The organism is Ruegeria sp. AH12, from assembly GCF_056541465.1.
In genome coordinates, this window is the sequence record NZ_JBQFYL010000001.1 from 692,449 (window position 1) to 708,048 (window position 15,600).

At 56.5% G+C, this 15,600-nt stretch carries 15 protein-coding genes; 14 read left to right on the top strand and 1 reads right to left on the bottom strand.

Translation table 11 applies throughout. The features are described from left to right. From rseP to ACR0EL_RS03535, 9 genes are all read left to right on the top strand, one after another. The gene (gene rseP, locus ACR0EL_RS03495; protein WP_480498219.1) at nt 1-1,353 is read left to right on the top strand and encodes an RIP metalloprotease RseP; all 1,353 of its coding nucleotides are present in this window, start codon (nt 1-3) and stop codon (nt 1,351-1,353) included. 79 nt (nt 1,354-1,432) lie between these two features. Then, the gene (locus ACR0EL_RS03500; protein ID WP_353007477.1) at nt 1,433-1,561 is read left to right on the top strand and encodes a hypothetical protein; all 129 of its coding nucleotides are present in this window, start codon (nt 1,433-1,435) and stop codon (nt 1,559-1,561) included. A gap of 127 nt (nt 1,562-1,688) precedes the next feature. Next, the gene (gene bamA, locus ACR0EL_RS03505; RefSeq protein ID WP_353007479.1) at nt 1,689-4,049 is read left to right on the top strand and encodes an outer membrane protein assembly factor BamA; all 2,361 of its coding nucleotides are present in this window, start codon (nt 1,689-1,691) and stop codon (nt 4,047-4,049) included. Nucleotides 4,050-4,056: 7 nt separating this feature from the next. After that, nucleotides 4,057-4,641, top strand: a complete 585-nt coding sequence (locus ACR0EL_RS03510; RefSeq protein ID WP_480498221.1) for an OmpH/Skp family outer membrane protein — start codon at nt 4,057-4,059, stop codon at nt 4,639-4,641. A 77-nt stretch (nt 4,642-4,718) separates the two neighbouring features. After that, on the top strand, nt 4,719-5,192 hold the full coding sequence (gene fabZ, locus ACR0EL_RS03515) for a 3-hydroxyacyl-ACP dehydratase FabZ (RefSeq protein ID WP_480498222.1): 474 nt from the start codon (nt 4,719-4,721) through the stop codon (nt 5,190-5,192). Next, nucleotides 5,189-5,974 (top strand): acyl-ACP--UDP-N-acetylglucosamine O-acyltransferase, encoded by a 786-nt coding sequence (lpxA, locus tag ACR0EL_RS03520; protein WP_480498224.1) that lies wholly within the window; start codon nt 5,189-5,191, stop codon nt 5,972-5,974. Before fabZ ends, lpxA begins: the two co-directional genes overlap by 4 nt. A 4-nt stretch (nt 5,975-5,978) precedes the next feature. Then, the gene (locus tag ACR0EL_RS03525) at nt 5,979-6,773 is read left to right on the top strand and encodes an LpxI family protein (protein WP_480498226.1); all 795 of its coding nucleotides are present in this window, start codon (nt 5,979-5,981) and stop codon (nt 6,771-6,773) included. Then, nucleotides 6,773-7,930, top strand: a complete 1,158-nt coding sequence (lpxB, locus tag ACR0EL_RS03530; protein ID WP_480498228.1) for a lipid-A-disaccharide synthase — start codon at nt 6,773-6,775, stop codon at nt 7,928-7,930. The genes ACR0EL_RS03525 and lpxB overlap by 1 nt, the downstream gene beginning before the upstream one ends. Then, nucleotides 7,930-8,511: a hypothetical protein gene (locus tag ACR0EL_RS03535; protein ID WP_480498230.1), complete on the top strand. Its 582-nt coding sequence runs from the start codon at nt 7,930-7,932 to the stop codon at nt 8,509-8,511. The genes lpxB and ACR0EL_RS03535 overlap by 1 nt, the downstream gene beginning before the upstream one ends. On the opposite strand, the gene mnmA is transcribed toward ACR0EL_RS03535, so the two are convergent. Next, nucleotides 8,508-9,653, bottom strand: coding sequence for a tRNA 2-thiouridine(34) synthase MnmA (gene mnmA, locus ACR0EL_RS03540; RefSeq protein ID WP_480498232.1), 1,146 nt, complete (start codon nt 9,651-9,653; stop codon nt 8,508-8,510). The two genes, ACR0EL_RS03535 and mnmA, sit on opposite strands and share 4 nt — an antisense overlap. 128 nt (nt 9,654-9,781) lie before the next feature. On the opposite strand from mnmA, the gene sciP reads away from it, so the two are divergent. From sciP to ACR0EL_RS03565, 5 genes are all read left to right on the top strand, one after another. Next, the gene (gene sciP, locus ACR0EL_RS03545; protein WP_480498430.1) at nt 9,782-10,075 is read left to right on the top strand and encodes a CtrA inhibitor SciP; all 294 of its coding nucleotides are present in this window, start codon (nt 9,782-9,784) and stop codon (nt 10,073-10,075) included. An 85-nt stretch (nt 10,076-10,160) separates the two neighbouring features. Beyond that, complete coding sequence (ctrA, locus tag ACR0EL_RS03550) at nt 10,161-10,877, top strand: response regulator transcription factor CtrA (protein ID WP_480498234.1); 717 nt, start codon at nt 10,161-10,163, stop codon at nt 10,875-10,877. A gap of 123 nt (nt 10,878-11,000) precedes the next feature. Then, complete coding sequence (gene ligA, locus ACR0EL_RS03555) at nt 11,001-13,127, top strand: NAD-dependent DNA ligase LigA (RefSeq protein WP_480498236.1); 2,127 nt, start codon at nt 11,001-11,003, stop codon at nt 13,125-13,127. After that, nucleotides 13,124-15,214 carry an ATP-dependent DNA helicase RecG gene (gene recG / locus ACR0EL_RS03560; RefSeq protein ID WP_480498238.1) on the top strand — a complete coding sequence of 697 codons (2,091 nt, stop codon included), beginning with the start codon at nt 13,124-13,126 and terminating at the stop codon, nt 15,212-15,214. The genes ligA and recG overlap by 4 nt, the downstream gene beginning before the upstream one ends. Nucleotides 15,215-15,326: 112 nt before the next feature. Continuing rightward, on the top strand, nt 15,327-15,449 hold the full coding sequence (locus ACR0EL_RS03565; RefSeq protein ID WP_353007504.1) for a hypothetical protein: 123 nt from the start codon (nt 15,327-15,329) through the stop codon (nt 15,447-15,449). Nucleotides 15,450-15,600: the final 151 nt, after the last annotated feature.

A 15,600-nucleotide genomic window follows, 5' to 3' on the forward strand; every position in this document is an offset into this window, starting at 1 on the left:
TTGGACGTACTTTCCCTGATCCCACAATTCGGCAATTTGCTTTGGACGATTGTGGCCTTTGTGATCGCTTTGTCCGCCATCGTGGCTGTGCATGAATACGGGCATTATATCGTTGGTCGCTGGTCCGGCATTCATGCAGATGTGTTTTCCATTGGGTTCGGCCCGGTGTTATGGAGCCGGTTCGACAAGCGTGGCACAAAATGGCAGATCGCGCTGTTGCCGTTTGGGGGCTATGTCAAATTCAAGGGCGATTCCAACGCGGCCTCGGGTAAGGACGAAGAGGCGATGGAAGAAATCGCCGAACAAAGCCCGGAAGAGCTGCGCAGTACCATGCATGGCGCACCGCTTTGGGCCCGTGCTGCAACCGTTGCAGCGGGTCCGGTATTCAACTTTGCCATGTCGATCATCGTCTTCGGGATGATCTTTTGGTCGCAAGGCGTCTCGCGCGAACCTCTGACAGTGGGTGAATTGAAACCTTTGCCGGGAACCGTTCAAGGCCTTCAGGTTGGCGATGAGATCGTCGCGATTGCTGGTATCACAACGCCTGATTTCGATGAGGAGAGCAACTGGAGCGAATTCACCGGATCGCTGCCTGTTGAACCTGTTCTGGACTATACCGTGATCCGCGATGGTGAGACGCTGGATGTCGAAGCGCCTTGGTTATTCCCGCCGCTGATCCGTCAGGTTGCACCGCGCAGTGCCGCGATGGATATCCAGTTGGAACAGGGGGATGTGATCACCGCCGTCAATGGGCAGCCAATCTTTGCCTTCGACCAGCTTAAGGAATTTGTCGAAAGTTCGGATGGGCGCGTATTGCTGCTGAACGTCTGGCGCGATGGGGCTGATCTGGAATTTGCTCTGGCCCCGCGACGCACAGATGAACCGCAATCCGAAGGCGGCTTTGTCACCCATTGGCGTATCGGGATTGTAGGCGGCATGATGCTGGAACCTGCGACCCAACCCGCTGGCATTTGGGATTCGCTGACCGGAGGTGTTAGGCAGACCATCCGCATTATCGACGGCTCGCTGTCGGGGATGTGGCATATGATTACTGGCGCGATCAGCACCTGCAATATCTCTGGCCCGATTGGTATTGCCGAAACCTCGGGTGCCATGGCCAGTCAGGGTGCGCAGAACTTCATCTTCTTTATCGCGGTTTTGTCGACCGCTGTTGGTTTGCTGAACCTGTTCCCAATTCCGGCTTTGGATGGCGGACACCTGGTCTTCTATGCCTATGAAGCCGTCGCTGGAAAGCCGCCCAGTGACCGAGCGCTGCGAATTTTGATGACGGTGGGAATTACCCTGATTCTTAGCCTGATGCTGTTTTCGGTAACAAACGATCTGTTCTGCTGATTGTGACGTCTCGCGCACAACAAAGCCGCATTCTTGCCTCAATCTGACGTTAGCATTTTCGCCAGATTGAGGGCGAACAATGACACAAGCACTGCGCAAATCCTATCAAAGTTTCAGTTTCCTGTTCATGCTGAACTGGGATGTGTTGCTGAGTTTTGCAGTCACTGCTTTGGCCCTTGGTTTAGGCGCTTATCTGGCCGGATTCTGATTCTGGCCCGGCGTATCGGCGCAGTGTAGGTGCGATCAAATGCCAGTTGGGCATTTTGGCCTTTTGACAAGCACATCCAGACCCGTTACTCAGCATTAAAGTCTTAGAATTCTGGGTTGAGATAAAAATGACCGACGGGCGAGGCGCGGGCACATCCTGCGGGGGGCGTAAGTCTTCAAACAAGATTTTGTGGCAAACGCTCACGTTTCTTTTCCTTTTTGTTGCGGCAAGTTTACTGGCAATGCCAAACGTTGCGACCGCGCAAAGTTTCACGATCAATTCGTTTGACGTAGATGGAAACCGGCGTATCGAGACCGGTACGATCATCGCCAGAACCGGGATCGAACCGGGCCAGACAGTGACAAGCGGTCAGCTGAACGACGCCTATCAGCGTTTGCTTGACAGTGGTGTTTTTGAAACAGTCGAATTGACACCTCGCGGCACGACCCTGGTGATCGAGGTTCAGGAATACCCAACAATCAACCAGATCAGCATCGAGGGGAATCGGCGTGTCAAAGACGACATCTTGCTCGAGGTGATTTCATCGCAGCCCCGTCGCGTCTTTACGCCTCAGGCCGCCGAGGCCGACTCCGATCTGATCGCTGAAGTCTATTCGGCACAAGGTCGTGTGGCTGCGACCGTGATCCCCCGTATCATTCGCCGTAGCGACAACCGGGTTGATCTGGTTTTTGAAATCTCTGAAGGCACCACGATTGAAGTCGAACGTGTCAGCTTTGTCGGCAACCGCGCCTATTCTGATCGCCGCTTGCGTCGCGTGTTAGAGACGAAACAGGCCACCATCCTGCGCACCTTCTTTCGCAGCGATACATTCATCGGCGACCGGATCGAGTTCGACAAGCAGGTCATTCGTGATTTCTACCTATCGCGCGGCTATATCGACTTCCGTGTAAACAGCGCGAATGTGGAGTTCACCCGCGAACGCGATGCGTTTTTCCTGGTGATGAATGTAACCGAGGGACAGCAATTCTCATTCGGCAAGATCACAACGGTCAGTGAAATCCCTGGCGTGGACCCAGCACCCTATCAGGACGCGCTAAAGATCAAGCCCGGCGTGACGTATTCACCTACGCTGATCGAAAACTCGATCGCTCGGCAGGAACGCTTAGGTGTGAAACAGGGCGTCGACTTTCTTCGGGTCGAGCCGCGTGTCACCAGGAATGATCGCGATCTGACGCTGGATATCGAATTCGTACTCAGCAAGGGCCCGCGCGTCTTTGTGGAACGGATTGACATTGAAGGGAACACAACAACGCTGGATCAGGTGATCCGTCGTCAGTTTGACACTGTAGAAGGCGATCCGTTCAATCCGCGTGCAATCCGTCAGGCGTCAGAGCGCATCAACGCTTTGGGTTTCTTTGCCACAGCGAGTGTTGAGCCGCGCGAAGGGTCAAGCCCAAGCCAGGTTATTCTGGACGTGGATGTTGAAGAACAGCCCACGGGTTCGCTTTCGCTGGGCGGTAGCTACTCGGTATCGGACGGTATTGGACTTGCTGTTGCATTGAACGAATCCAATTTCCTTGGCCGTGGTCAGAATCTTGGTTTTTCCATCTCGACCGCGCAGGAATCCGAACAGTACACCATCAATTTTACAGAACCTTACCTGTTGGGTCGCAGATTACGCTTTGATCTTGGGCTTGGTCTCTCGGGGACCAACTCCGGGTTTGCAAGCTACGACACCCAGCGCGTGTTCTTTAATCCCCAGTTGACCTACTCAATCGGAGAGCTGTCCGCATTGCGCCTTCGCTATGGCTGGGAACGCAGCGAGATGACGCAGCAGGATGATGAGATCAACGGTGCTGTTATTTCGTCTGAAATCGATCAAGGTAAGCGCACAACAAGCTCTCTCGGTGTGTCCTATATTTATGACAGCCGTATCGGCGGATTGAACCCCAATGCTGGCGTTTTGTTCGAGGTCGGTGTGGATGCAGCGGGTCTTGGCGGAGATAATCAGTTTTTCAAAACGACCGCCCGCGGGATCGCGCAGACAAGTGTATTGAGCGAAGAGGTTATCTTACGTGCAACGCTTGAACTTGGTGCGTTGCATTGGTCCGGAGACGATTTTAGCCGTACAATCGACCGATTTCTGCTAGGGCCAAGTGTGTTCAGAGGGTTTGAACCTGCCGGTCTTGGCCCGCGCGATCTGTCCAACGGTCAAGATGACGCCATTGGCGGTAACTATTACTGGGTCGCTCGCTTTGAATCCGATTTCCCATTAGGCTTGCCCGAGGAGCTGGGTCTGCGTGGAGGCGTGTTCTATGATGTTGGAAACCTTTACAATATTGACAACGTGAACACAGCTGGTGCGAACATCGTCGGCGCAGATGGCTCAATTCGCCACGTCGTTGGTCTTTCTGTCCTCTGGGATACGCCCTTCGGTCCGTTGCGGTTCAACTTCTCGAAAGCTCTGAAAAAAGAAGAGTTCGACAACGAAAGAAACTTCGACCTGACTGTTCAGGCAAGGTTCTGACTTTTCCATGGCTGACCACGGTCTCAAGCTCCTACAGGGCCCACTTCGGGCCCTGTGTGTTTTTCTGGCCTGCGTTTGGGCAATCCCAAGCTTTGCGCAACAATTGGGTGTGTCTCAAAACGTCGTAGTGACGATCTCTAGCGATCGCTTGTTTGCGGAGTCCCAATTTGGTCAGCGCGTCCTGCGCGAGATCGAGCAGGAAGGTGCGTTGCTGGGCGAGGAAAATGAGCGCATCGTTGCTGAGCTGAGCGCTGAAGAAAAAACGCTGACAGAAAAGCGTGGCGATCTGACACCCGAAGAATTTCGCCCTTTGGCCGAAGCTTTCGACATCAAGGTGCAATCTCACCGCGAAGGACAGCGTGCCAAACTGGATGCTTTGGCGCGTCTCAGCGAAGACAGCCGGCAACGGTTTTACGAACTGGCGCGTCCGGTTCTGATCGATATTCTGCAGGAAAGCGGCGGCTCGATCATTCTGGAACGCTCAAGTGTGCTGCTCAGCTCAGACGCATCAGATATCACCGATGTAGCGATTGACCGGATCAATGCGGCCATCGGGGATGGAACCGGCTTGCAGGACGGGCAGGGCGAATAAACAGGTTTGCTTGCCCTTACGCGCCTGTATTGCTAACCACGCGAGAACTGAGACTTCCAAGACGGGATTTGTGACTTATGACCTCGGAAACCAAAAGCGCCGACATTCAGCTGATCCAGCGCATATTGCCGCATCGCTATCCGTTTCTACTGGTCGACAAGGTGGTTGATATCGAAGGCTATCAATCTGCTATAGGCATCAAGAATGTCACCATGAACGAGCCTCATTTTCAGGGCCATTTCCCCGGTACTCCGATCATGCCAGGTGTCACCATCGTCGAAGCGATGGCGCAAACGGCCGGTGTCATGCTGGGTGTCGGCATGGATGTGATCGACACGGAACTGCTGATCTACTTCATGAGCATCGACAAGTGCAAATTCCGCCGCAAGGTTGTGCCCGGAGACGTTCTGGAGATGCATGTGGAAACCCTGCGCGGCAAGAAAGGCGGCAAGCTGTTCAAGTTCAATGGACGGGCCACCGTCGATGGAGAAGTCGCCGCCGAAGCCGAGTTCTCGGCCTATGTTGATTGGGACATGGAAAAAACGGCATGAGCGGTGTTCATCCCAGCGCAATCATTGAAGAGGGCGCTCAGATCGGGCAGGGCTGTTCGATCGGCCCGTTCTGCTATGTTGGGCCTCAGGTCCGTTTGGGCGACCGGGTCGAGCTGAAATCTCATGTGGTCGTGACCGGTGACACCTCAGTCGGTGAAGATACGGTCATCTTCAATTTCTCGGTCATCGGCGAAATCCCCCAGGACCTGAAATTTGGCGGTGAAAACACGCGGCTGGAAATTGGTCAGCGCAACCGGATTCGGGAACATGTGACCATCAACACTGGTACCGATGGCGGCGGTGGTGTGACGCGCATTGGCGATGACTGCCTGCTGATGGCGGGTGTGCATGTGGCCCATGACGTACAGATGGGCGATCGGGTGATCATGGTGAATCACGCGGGCGCGGCCGGTCATTGTATCATCGAGGATGATGTGATCATCGGCGGGATCTCGGGCCTGCATCAATGGGTGCGGGTTGGTCGCGGTGCCATCATTGGCGCGCTGACCATGGTACCGAACGACGTCATTCCCTACGGTTTGGTCCAGGCCCCGCGCGGGGAACTGGACGGGCTCAACCTGGTTGGCCTGAAACGGCGCGGCGTATCGCGCGAAGACATCTCGGCGCTGCGGGCTGCGTTCAAGGAGCTGACCGGTGGCGAAGGCACCTTTCAGGAGCGTGCCCATCGCGCGGGTGAAGGCAGCAACAGCGAATATGTCCGGCGCATTGTCGAGTTTGTGACCGGTGACACGGATCGGTCTTTCCTGACACCAAGGAAGTAAGCGCATGCTGGCATTGATCGCAGGCACTGGTGTCTTGCCGGATGAGGTCGCCGCCGCTTTACCAGAGCGCCCGTTGATCTGCGCGATGGAAGGGTTTGAGCCGGATACGCTAGGACCAGACATCGTGTTTCCGCTCGAACAGCTGGGCAGCTTTATCGCTGAGTTGAAAGCGCGCGGTGTGACCGAGCTTTGCATGGCCGGGGCGGTTCAGCGACCGCGTGTCGATCCCGCGCGTATTGATGCGGCGACCTTGCCGTTGGTTCCGATCTTGCAAAAGGCCATGACGTCTGGCGACGACGGAGCGTCGCGCGCGGTCATTGGTATCTTTGAGGATGCGGGCTTGTCGGTCAAAGCCGCTCATGAGATAGCACCGGACCTATTGCCGTCTGTGGGCTGCCTAACCGAGGCGCAACCATCTGAGGCCGATCTGGCCGATGCAGACCGGGCGGCCGGTATTCTACGTGCCATGGGCAGCGCCGATATCGGGCAAGCTTGCGCAGTGTCCAAAGGCCAGGCTTTGGCCGTTGAAAGCATTTTTGGCACTGCCTGGATGTTGCAATCCTTGACCCAACGTCCGGATGCAGGTGGTGGCATTCTGTTCAAAGCGCCAAAGCCAGCTCAGGATCGGCGGGTGGATTTGCCTGCCATCGGCCCCGAAACCGTGACCAGCGCAGTTGCAGCCGGGTTGACCGGTATCGTCATCGAAAAAGGCGGTGTCATGGTGTTGCAGCGCGACCGGGTGATCGCCGATTGCAACCGTCTGGGCCTGTTCCTGTTCGTCCGCGAAAGGGCGGTCTGATGCGTGTCTTTCTGGTCGCCGGTGAACCTTCGGGCGATCGGTTGGGCGGTGCGCTGATGGAAGGGTTGAAGACCCTTGTTCCAAACGTTGAATTCAGTGGGGTTGGCGGGCCGCTGATGCAGGCACAGGGCTTGAACAGCCGGTTCCCGATGTCCGAGCTTAGTGTAATGGGCCTGGTCGAGGTCCTGCCCAAGTTCTTTCATCTGAAACGTCGGATATCTGAAACTGCACAAGCCGTGCTGGACATGCAGCCAGATGTGTTGATTACCATCGACAGCCCAGATTTCTCGCTGCGTGTAGCCAAGATCGTCAAAGCCTCCAGCGACATTCGCACCGTTCACTACGTAGCCCCAAGCGTCTGGGCTTGGCGTCCGGGGCGGGCGGATAAGATGGCCAAGGTGATTGATCACGTTCTGGCCCTTCTGCCGTTTGAGCCGCCCTATATGGAACGTGCGGGGATGGAATGTGATTTCGTTGGCCATCCCGTGGCGAACGAACCGATTGCCTCTGATCAGGACATCCAGAAATTTCGTGCGGATCATGATCTGGGCAATGCGCCAATCGTGCTGGCTTTGCCAGGCTCTCGGCGGGGTGAGGTCGAACGGTTGGCCCCGATCTTCGGTGCGGCACTGGATGAGTTCCTGAAAGATCGTACCGACACCCGCGTCGTGGTTCCGGCGGTTGCGCATATGGTTGATGCCGTTACGGATCACATCAAGGACTGGCCCGGTCAGCCGGTTGTTGTTGATCCGCGCAAACTGCCCTCGGACAAGGCGCAGTTGCAAAAAAGAGCGGCCTTTGCCGCCGCCGATCTGGCATTGGCGGCCTCGGGTACGGTCTCGTTAGAATTGGCAGCGCAGGCGACGCCCATGGTGATCGCCTATAATCTGAACTGGCTGACCACGTTGATCGCAAAACGCATGGTCAAGCTGGATACGGTCACTCTGGTTAATCTGGTCTCGGATAGCCATGCCGTGCCCGAATGCCTGCTTGAGGATTGCGATCCTAAGAAGATCGCGGATGCTTTAAAGCAAGTGGCCGCCGCACCGGATGCTCAGAACCGGGCCATGGCAACGACCATGGAGCGTCTTGGGCGCGATGGCGAGGCACCGGGTCTGCGCGCGGCAAGGGCTGTTTTGGACAGAATGAACGCGTGATGTTGGATCATGTGATCTTTGCTGCTTCGGCCTTTGCGGCGCAGATATTGACCAATCTCGACAATCTTGCCGCGTTGGTTGCGCTGATGATGGTATCTGGTCCGCGTCGCGCCATTGCGGGGTTCCTGTTTGCGCAGATAATCGTGATCACCATTGCTTTCCTGCTGGCATTGGGGGTCGATGACGTGGTGCCGCACTGGGCAGGCTATTTGGGATTGATCCCCTTGGGGCTTGGCACCATCGGACTTCTCCGCCAACTCCGAGGGAATGAGACACAGCAGGGCGCACGCATATCTGCAGGTGCGTCGACCTTGGTGACCATGCTGCTGTTTGTCAGTATGTCGATGGACACGTTTGCGGTTCTCGCGCCGCTCTTGGCGGATTCCACCCCGAGCTATCGCTTTGCCGGGGTTGCTGGGGCCATAGCAGCGGCGCTCACCCTCGGTGTGCTCGCACTATTGGGCGCTCGCGCGCCAATCATGACCGGAGGCTTGGCGCAACGGCTTGAGGCGCTTGTGCCTTACGCAATGATCTGCGCTGGGATCTACATCCTCAGTAACTCATGGACTGACGCGATCTAGTAACCGCGCCAGATCCAGCCACCGCCAAAGATGCGGCTGCCTTCATTGGCATAGAACACACAGGCCTGACCTGGAGAAATCCCTTCCTCGGGCGTCAGCAGCTCCACCTCGGCGGTCGTGTCGGACAGGGGACGGATAATCGCCTCGCGCGGGGGACGGGTCGAGCGGACCTTGACCGACAAATGCCATTCGCTGCGCGCGGTGAAGGGCTCGTCCCCCAACCAATTGATTTCGCGCACGGGAATGGTGCGGGTGGCCAGCATTTCTTTGGGGCCGACGACAACCTGTTTCTTGTCGACTTCCAGCTTGACCACATAAAGCGGCTCGCTCAGGCCACCAATGCCCAAGCCCCGGCGCTGACCGATCGTGTAGTGGATCACTCCGTTATGTTGCGCCAGAATGCGGCCATCGGCATGCACGATCTCACCCGGTTCCGCAGCACCCGGGCGCAGTTTCTCGATCACGCTGGCATAGTCGCCATTGGGTACAAAACAGATATCCTGGCTGTCAGGTTTGTCTGCCACAGCCAGCCCATATTGCGCTGCCATTTCGCGGGTCGCATCCTTAGAAGGCAGGTGACCCAGCGGGAAACGCAGAAAATCCAACTGCTCGGGCGTGGTCGAAAACAGGAAATATGACTGATCGCGGTTCGCATCCTCGGCGCTGTGCAGTTCCGGGCCACTAGGGCCCATCATGCGCTGAATATAGTGCCCAGTGGCCATACAATCGGCTTCAAGATCTTTGGCGGTTTCCAACAGGTCCTTGAATTTCACCCGCTCATTGCAGCGGATACAGGGCACCGGGGTCGCGCCTGCCAGATAGCTATCGGCGAATTCGTCAATCACCGCGTCTTTGAAGATATTCTCGTAGTCCAGAACGTAGTGCGGGAACCCACGCTCTTCGGCAACGCGACGCGCATCGTGGATGTCGATTCCGGCACAGCACGCACCTTTCTTGGCCAACGCGGCGCCATGGTCATAAAGCTGCAGGGTCACACCGACCACGTCATAGCCTTGGTCCGCCAGATAGGCAGCAACGACCGAGCTGTCGACACCGCCAGACATGGCAACAACCACCCGCGTTTCCGAAGGTGGTTTGGCAAAGCCAAGCGAATTGAGTTGGGTCTCGGCGGCGAGGGCCATGGCGATTCCGTTCGGATTAAGAAAGACCGGCAGAATATAGGAAAATTCTACACACTCTCAAGGGGCGGTTTCACCCCACATTAAGTAGGCTGGTGGCAGCTTTGTCGCAGCAGGAAAAGGGTAGAAAGATGTATTTGCACAAAGTTGAAGGACCACGGTCTGTTACCCTGCCAGATGGCACGGTTCTGTCGCGCGCCGATCTTCCACCCGCTGATACACGGCGTTGGGTCGCGTCTCGCAAAATCATTGTTGTGCGTGGTGTTCTTTACGGCCTGATCACTCTGTCGGACGCCAAGAAGCGATATGGCATCAGCGATGAAGAGTTCAACACATGGGTGTCTGCCGTCGCCGAACACGGAATCGAGGCATTGAAAGTAACAGCTCTAAAAAAATATCGACAACCTAAAGATGAAAGTGAATAAATGATTCAACGGTAACGTCAGATTAACCATTTTTGATCAGGTTTGAATTGAATTGAAGTTTTATGACCTGAATTGGAGCAGTGAAATGAGAATACTTCTTGTCGAGGATGATCCAACCACATCCAAAAGCATCGAATTGATGCTGACGCATGCAAACCTGAACGTGTATGCGACGGATTTGGGGGAAGAAGGGATCGATCTGGCAAAACTCTATGATTACGATCTCATTTTGCTGGACCTGAATCTGCCGGACATGAACGGGCATGAAGTGCTGCGTCAATTGCGGATCGCGCGGGTGGAAACCCCGATCCTGATCCTGTCAGGGGCTGACGATACGGAAAGCAAGATCAAAGGCTTTGGATTTGGCGCGGATGATTATTTGACCAAACCGTTCCATCGCGAAGAACTGGTTGCCCGTATCCATGCGATTATCCGACGTTCGAAAGGGCACTCGCAATCGGTGATCCATACCGGGCGCGTTGCTGTTAACCTGGATGCCAAGACGGTTGACGTTGATGGCCAGACCGTCCACCTGACCGGCAAGGAATACCAGATGCTGGAGCTGTTGAGCCTGCGTAAGGGCACAACGCTGACAAAAGAGATGTTCCTGAACCACCTCTATGGCGGCATGGATGAACCAGAACTGAAGATTATCGACGTTTTCATCTGCAAGCTGCGCAAGAAACTCAGCAACGCAACTGGCGGCGATAATTACATCGAAACGGTTTGGGGCCGTGGCTATGTGCTGCGTGATCCGCAATCCGACAGCATGGACGATACCCGTATCGCAGTCGGCGCCTGACATCCGAACACTTGTGCCGCTGTTGGTCCAGGGCGGCACCCACACTCACGGCTCAGCACGTCTGGACCTAGCCGTGGCCTCGCCCTATCACTGATGTCCAAGAAGACGTGACAGGGCGAGGCCATGGGCAATTCAATTCCAACAAAAGACCTGACCGAAGATCAGGCCCGGGCCGAGCTTGCTCAACTGGCCGAGGCTTTGTTGCAGGCCAATCAACTGTATCACGGCGCAGATGCGCCCGAGATTTCGGATGCAGACTACGATGCGCTGAAACGGCGCAATGCCGAAATCGAGACGCGATTCCCACATCTCAAACGCGCCGACAGCCCCAGTGATCAGGTCGGCGCCCGGGCAGCAGACGGGTTTTCCAAGGTAACCCATGCCGTGCGCATGATGTCACTAGGCAATGCGTTCGACGATGAGGATGTGGCTGATTTTGACCGGTCGATCCGCAAATACCTCGGGCTGGATGACGCAAAACCACTCGCCTATACCGCAGAACCCAAGATCGATGGCCTGTCCCTTTCGTTGCGCTATGAAAACGGTAAGCTGATTCAAGCGGCAACGCGAGGCGATGGAGAGGTTGGTGAGAATGTCACGGCCAATGCCCGGACGCTGGCCGATATTCCTCAAACCATCGAGAATGCACCTGCTATTCTAGAGGTTCGGGGCGAGGTCTACATGTCGCACGCAGATTTCGACGCACTCAATCAGCGTCAAACCGAAAGCGGCGGGAAGACCTTTGCCAACCCTAGAAATGCAGCGGCCGGGTCGTTGCGGCAGTTGGATTCGGAAATCACCCGCGCGCGGCCGCTCCGGTTCTTCGCCTATGCCTGGGGTGAGGTGTCAGAACCGCTTTCTGATACTCAGATAGGCGCGATTGACCGCTTAAATGCGTTTGGTTTCTCTACGAATGAGCTGACCAGAGAATGCAAAGCCACCGATGAAATGCTGGCCCATTATCGGCAGATCGAAGCACAGCGCGCCACGCTGGGCTATGATATCGACGGTGTTGTCTACAAGGTCAACGATCTGGCACTACAGGCGCGATTGGGGTTCCGGTCAACCACACCCCGTTGGGCGATTGCCCACAAATTTCCGGCCGAACTGGCCTGGACCCGCCTTGAATCAATTGACATTCAGGTCGGGCGAACCGGTGCGCTTAGCCCGGTTGCACGATTGCATCCGGTTACGGTGGGCGGCGTCGTTGTCTCAAACGCCACATTGCATAACGAAGACTATATCGCGGGCCGTGACGCCAAGGGCGGTGAAATCCGCGATGGCAAGGATATTAGGGTCGGTGATTGGGTGCAGGTGTACCGTGCCGGCGATGTGATCCCCAAGATCGCAGATGTCGACATCTCCAAACGCCCAGATGACGCAGTGCCTTTCGATTTTCCAACGCGATGCCCCGAATGCGGCAGCGAGGCAATTCGCGAAGAAGGCGATGCGGTCCGGCGCTGCACGGGTGGCCTGATTTGCCCCGCGCAAGCTGTTGAGAAGCTGAAGCATTTCGTTTCGCGCAAAGCGTTTGACATCGAAGGTCTGGGCGCCAAGCAAATTGAGATGTTTTATGACGACCCCGAGTTGCCGATCAAAACCCCTGTCGACATCTTCACGTTGCAACAACGCGATGCGGGTAATCTGACCAAACTGGCCAACCGCAAAGGGTGGGGCGCGCAAAGCGCGGGCAATCTGTGGGCCGCGATCGATGAAAAGCGCACCATTGGGTTTGGGCGTTTGTTGTTTGCTTTGGGCATTCGCCACATGGGGGAGGCCGCGTCAAACCTGATTGCCACTCACTATGGCAGTTGGGCCGAGTTCGAAACCGCCGTGACCGCAGCGGTCACCTTCGATGGACCCGAGTGGGAAGACCTGCTGGGTATCGACGGAGTGGGCGAAGTCATGGCCCGCGCGCTGGTTTCCGCCTTTGCGCAACAAGCGGAACGAGCCAGCATTGATGATCTTGTCGCCCAGTTGCGGGTAGAGGAGGCAAAGCGCCCCGATACAACAGGCAGCCCGGTTGCGGGTAAAACCGTCGTCTTCACCGGCACGCTGGAAAAGATGACCCGCGCCGAAGCCAAAGCCCGCGCCGAGGCTTTGGGTGCTAAGGTATCTGGTTCGGTCAGCAAGAAAACCGATCTGCTTGTCGCTGGTCCAGGTGCCGGGTCCAAGGCCAAGAAAGCCGCTGAGCTGGGGATCGAAACACTGGATGAGGATGGCTGGCTACAGCTGATTGACGGCGCATGAGTGGACGGCCTGAACAGCTCTTCCCGCTGTTTGCCGGGTTGGAAACACTGGAGGGTGTCGGCCCAAAAACGGCGCAAGCCATGGCGCAAAGTGGGATCGAAAGCCCGCGCGACGTGCTGTTTGGTCTGCCTTATGCGGTGGTTGATCGGCGCAGGCGCGAGACCATTCAAGGCGTTGATTTGCCATCGACTTTGACAGTTGAGGTAACCGTTGGCGCGCACAGACCACCGCGCAACAAAGGTGGTGCGTATCGGATTCATGTCGAAGACAGTCAGGCCGATTTCCAGCTCGTGTTCTTTCATGCACGGGGCGATTACCTGAAGAAACTGTTGCCACAGGGTTCGCGCCGCGTGATCTCGGGCAAATTGGAGTTGTTTGATGGTATGGCGCAGATGGTCCATCCCGATCATATGCTTCCGGTTGAGCAGGCGCAGGATATCCCGGAATTCGAACCGGTGTATCACCTGACCCATGGCGTCACCCAAAAGACCGCCTTCAAAGCCGCCCGCAGTGCTTTGGCGCGCGCGCCAGACCTGGCCGAATGGATCGATCCGGCCCAGGTGACGCAACAGAAGTGGTCGGGTTGGAAGGGGGCTGTCGAGGCGGCCCATAACCCGCAGGGCGCAGATGATGTGGCGGCGTTTTCACCCGCACGAGAGCGTCTGGCCTATGATGAGCTTCTGGCCCATCAGTTGACGCTGGCTTTGGCGCGCCAGATCGAGCGTAAAGCGCGGGGTATCGTCAGCGTTGGAACCGGAGCGTTGCAATCGAGGGTCTTGGGAAGCCTGCCTTATCGTCCAACCGGGGCGCAAACCCGCGCCATCGAAGAGATTTCGGCCGATATGGCGTCGGGTACGCGCATGAACCGTCTGTTGCAGGGCGATGTGGGAGCCGGGAAAACGCTGGTCGCCTTCATGGCCCTACTGATTGCTGTCGAAGCCGGCGGGCAGGGCGTGATGATGGCCCCGACCGAGATCTTGGCGCGGCAGCATCTGGAGGGATTGCGCCCACTGGCTGAAGAGGCCGGCGTGGTGCTGGAAATTCTAACAGGGCGCGACAAAGGGGCCGAGAGGCGGGCGAAGCTGGCAGCGTTGAAGGCAGGGAACATTCAGATTCTGGTTGGAACCCATGCGGTGTTCCAGAATGACGTGGAGTTTCACGCGCTGCGTCTTGCCATCGTTGACGAACAGCATCGGTTTGGCGTGCGCCAGCGGATGGAATTGTCAGATAAAGGGCAGGGGGCGGATGTGTTGGTGATGACGGCCACTCCAATTCCGCGGAGTCTTGCACTGGCGCAATATGGCGACATGGATGTCTCGGTTCTGGATGAAAAGCCGCCTGGCCGGAAGCCAATCAAGACCGCCATTGTCAGCACGGGCCGTATGGATGAGGTTGTCGCGCATCTGCGTCGTGCGATTGATGAGGGGCGGCAATGCTACTGGGTCTGTCCTTTAGTGGACGAATCCGAGGTATCGGACCTCACCGCCGCCGAAGAAAGGTTCAAACGCCTGCGTGCTATTCTAGGTGAAGGAGTTGTCGGTCTTGTTCATGGCCAGATGCCGCCAGCCGAGAAAGACCAGGCCATGGCAGCCTTTCAAAACGGCGACACCAAAGTATTGGTGGCCACGACCGTCATCGAAGTTGGTGTAAACGTGCCAAATGCCACGATCATGGTGATCGAACGGGCCGAGATTTTTGGGCTGGCTCAACTGCATCAGCTTCGCGGGCGCGTCGGTCGAGGTGATGCGGAGTCAACCTGTTTGTTGATGTATCAACCGCCGCTCAGCGAAGGCGGGCGCAAACGATTGGAAGTGCTGCGAGAAACCGAAGACGGCTTTCGTATTTCGGAAACCGATCTGCAGATGCGCGGTGCGGGCGATCTGATCGGAACCGCACAGTCAGGATTGCCAAAGTTTCGCATTGCCGATCTCGAACGGCAGGCCGGATTGATGGCGGTGGCGCAATCAGATGCCCGTGCGCTGCTGAACAAGGACCCGAAATTGACCTCGGACCGAGGGAAAGCCGCGCGTGTTCTGTTATGGCTGATGAAACAGGATCAGGCGATCCGTTTGATTTCAGTGGGTTAGGCAAATAATCCCTTAAAGTTCACAAATGTTCTTAAAAAGTTCTTTACCGACTCGGTCAAATATGAGAACAAAAGGTCAACAAAGGATTAAATCTTCAACCGGAGGTGACCCAATGCTGACCCAGATCAAGACCGCGTTTAGCCGTTCGCACACGACCATCCTGCAGGATGTCGCGGGGGTTGCGTCCTTGGTTGTCATGCTGATGGTTGCCCTTCACCTTCCCGTTGGATTCTAAGCCTTTCTGCCTGCGATCTCGTGCCGATCAACCCGCGCCTGTCATCCCCATTACGATCAAGGGTGACCTGCCTGTCCCAAATCCCTTGAAGGGGCCATGCCTCGGCCCCGCGCGGCGTTCCGGACCCCACGCGAGACACGCATAGACTGCC

What these genes read in the sequence shown, in the direction of transcription:
- ctrA (WP_480498234.1), top strand. Translation starts at nt 10,161, where the DNA reads ATGAGAATACTTCTTGTCGAGGATGATCCAACCACATCCAAAAGCATC.
- lpxB (WP_480498228.1), top strand. Translation starts at nt 6,773, where the DNA reads ATGCGTGTCTTTCTGGTCGCCGGTGAACCTTCGGGCGATCGGTTGGGC.
- ACR0EL_RS03525 (WP_480498226.1), top strand. Translation starts at nt 5,979, where the DNA reads ATGCTGGCATTGATCGCAGGCACTGGTGTCTTGCCGGATGAGGTCGCC.
- ACR0EL_RS03510 (WP_480498221.1), top strand. Translation starts at nt 4,057, where the DNA reads ATGGCTGACCACGGTCTCAAGCTCCTACAGGGCCCACTTCGGGCCCTG.
- bamA (WP_353007479.1), top strand. Translation starts at nt 1,689, where the DNA reads ATGACCGACGGGCGAGGCGCGGGCACATCCTGCGGGGGGCGTAAGTCT.
- ligA (WP_480498236.1), top strand. Translation starts at nt 11,001, where the DNA reads ATGGGCAATTCAATTCCAACAAAAGACCTGACCGAAGATCAGGCCCGG.
- fabZ (WP_480498222.1), top strand. Translation starts at nt 4,719, where the DNA reads ATGACCTCGGAAACCAAAAGCGCCGACATTCAGCTGATCCAGCGCATA.
- ACR0EL_RS03535 (WP_480498230.1), top strand. Translation starts at nt 7,930, where the DNA reads ATGTTGGATCATGTGATCTTTGCTGCTTCGGCCTTTGCGGCGCAGATA.
- recG (WP_480498238.1), top strand. Translation starts at nt 13,124, where the DNA reads ATGAGTGGACGGCCTGAACAGCTCTTCCCGCTGTTTGCCGGGTTGGAA.
- ACR0EL_RS03500 (WP_353007477.1), top strand. Translation starts at nt 1,433, where the DNA reads ATGACACAAGCACTGCGCAAATCCTATCAAAGTTTCAGTTTCCTGTTC.
- sciP (WP_480498430.1), top strand. Translation starts at nt 9,782, where the DNA reads ATGTATTTGCACAAAGTTGAAGGACCACGGTCTGTTACCCTGCCAGAT.
- ACR0EL_RS03565 (WP_353007504.1), top strand. Translation starts at nt 15,327, where the DNA reads ATGCTGACCCAGATCAAGACCGCGTTTAGCCGTTCGCACACGACCATC.
- mnmA (WP_480498232.1), bottom strand. Translation starts at nt 9,653, where the DNA reads ATGGCCCTCGCCGCCGAGACCCAACTCAATTCGCTTGGCTTTGCCAAA.
- lpxA (WP_480498224.1), top strand. Translation starts at nt 5,189, where the DNA reads ATGAGCGGTGTTCATCCCAGCGCAATCATTGAAGAGGGCGCTCAGATC.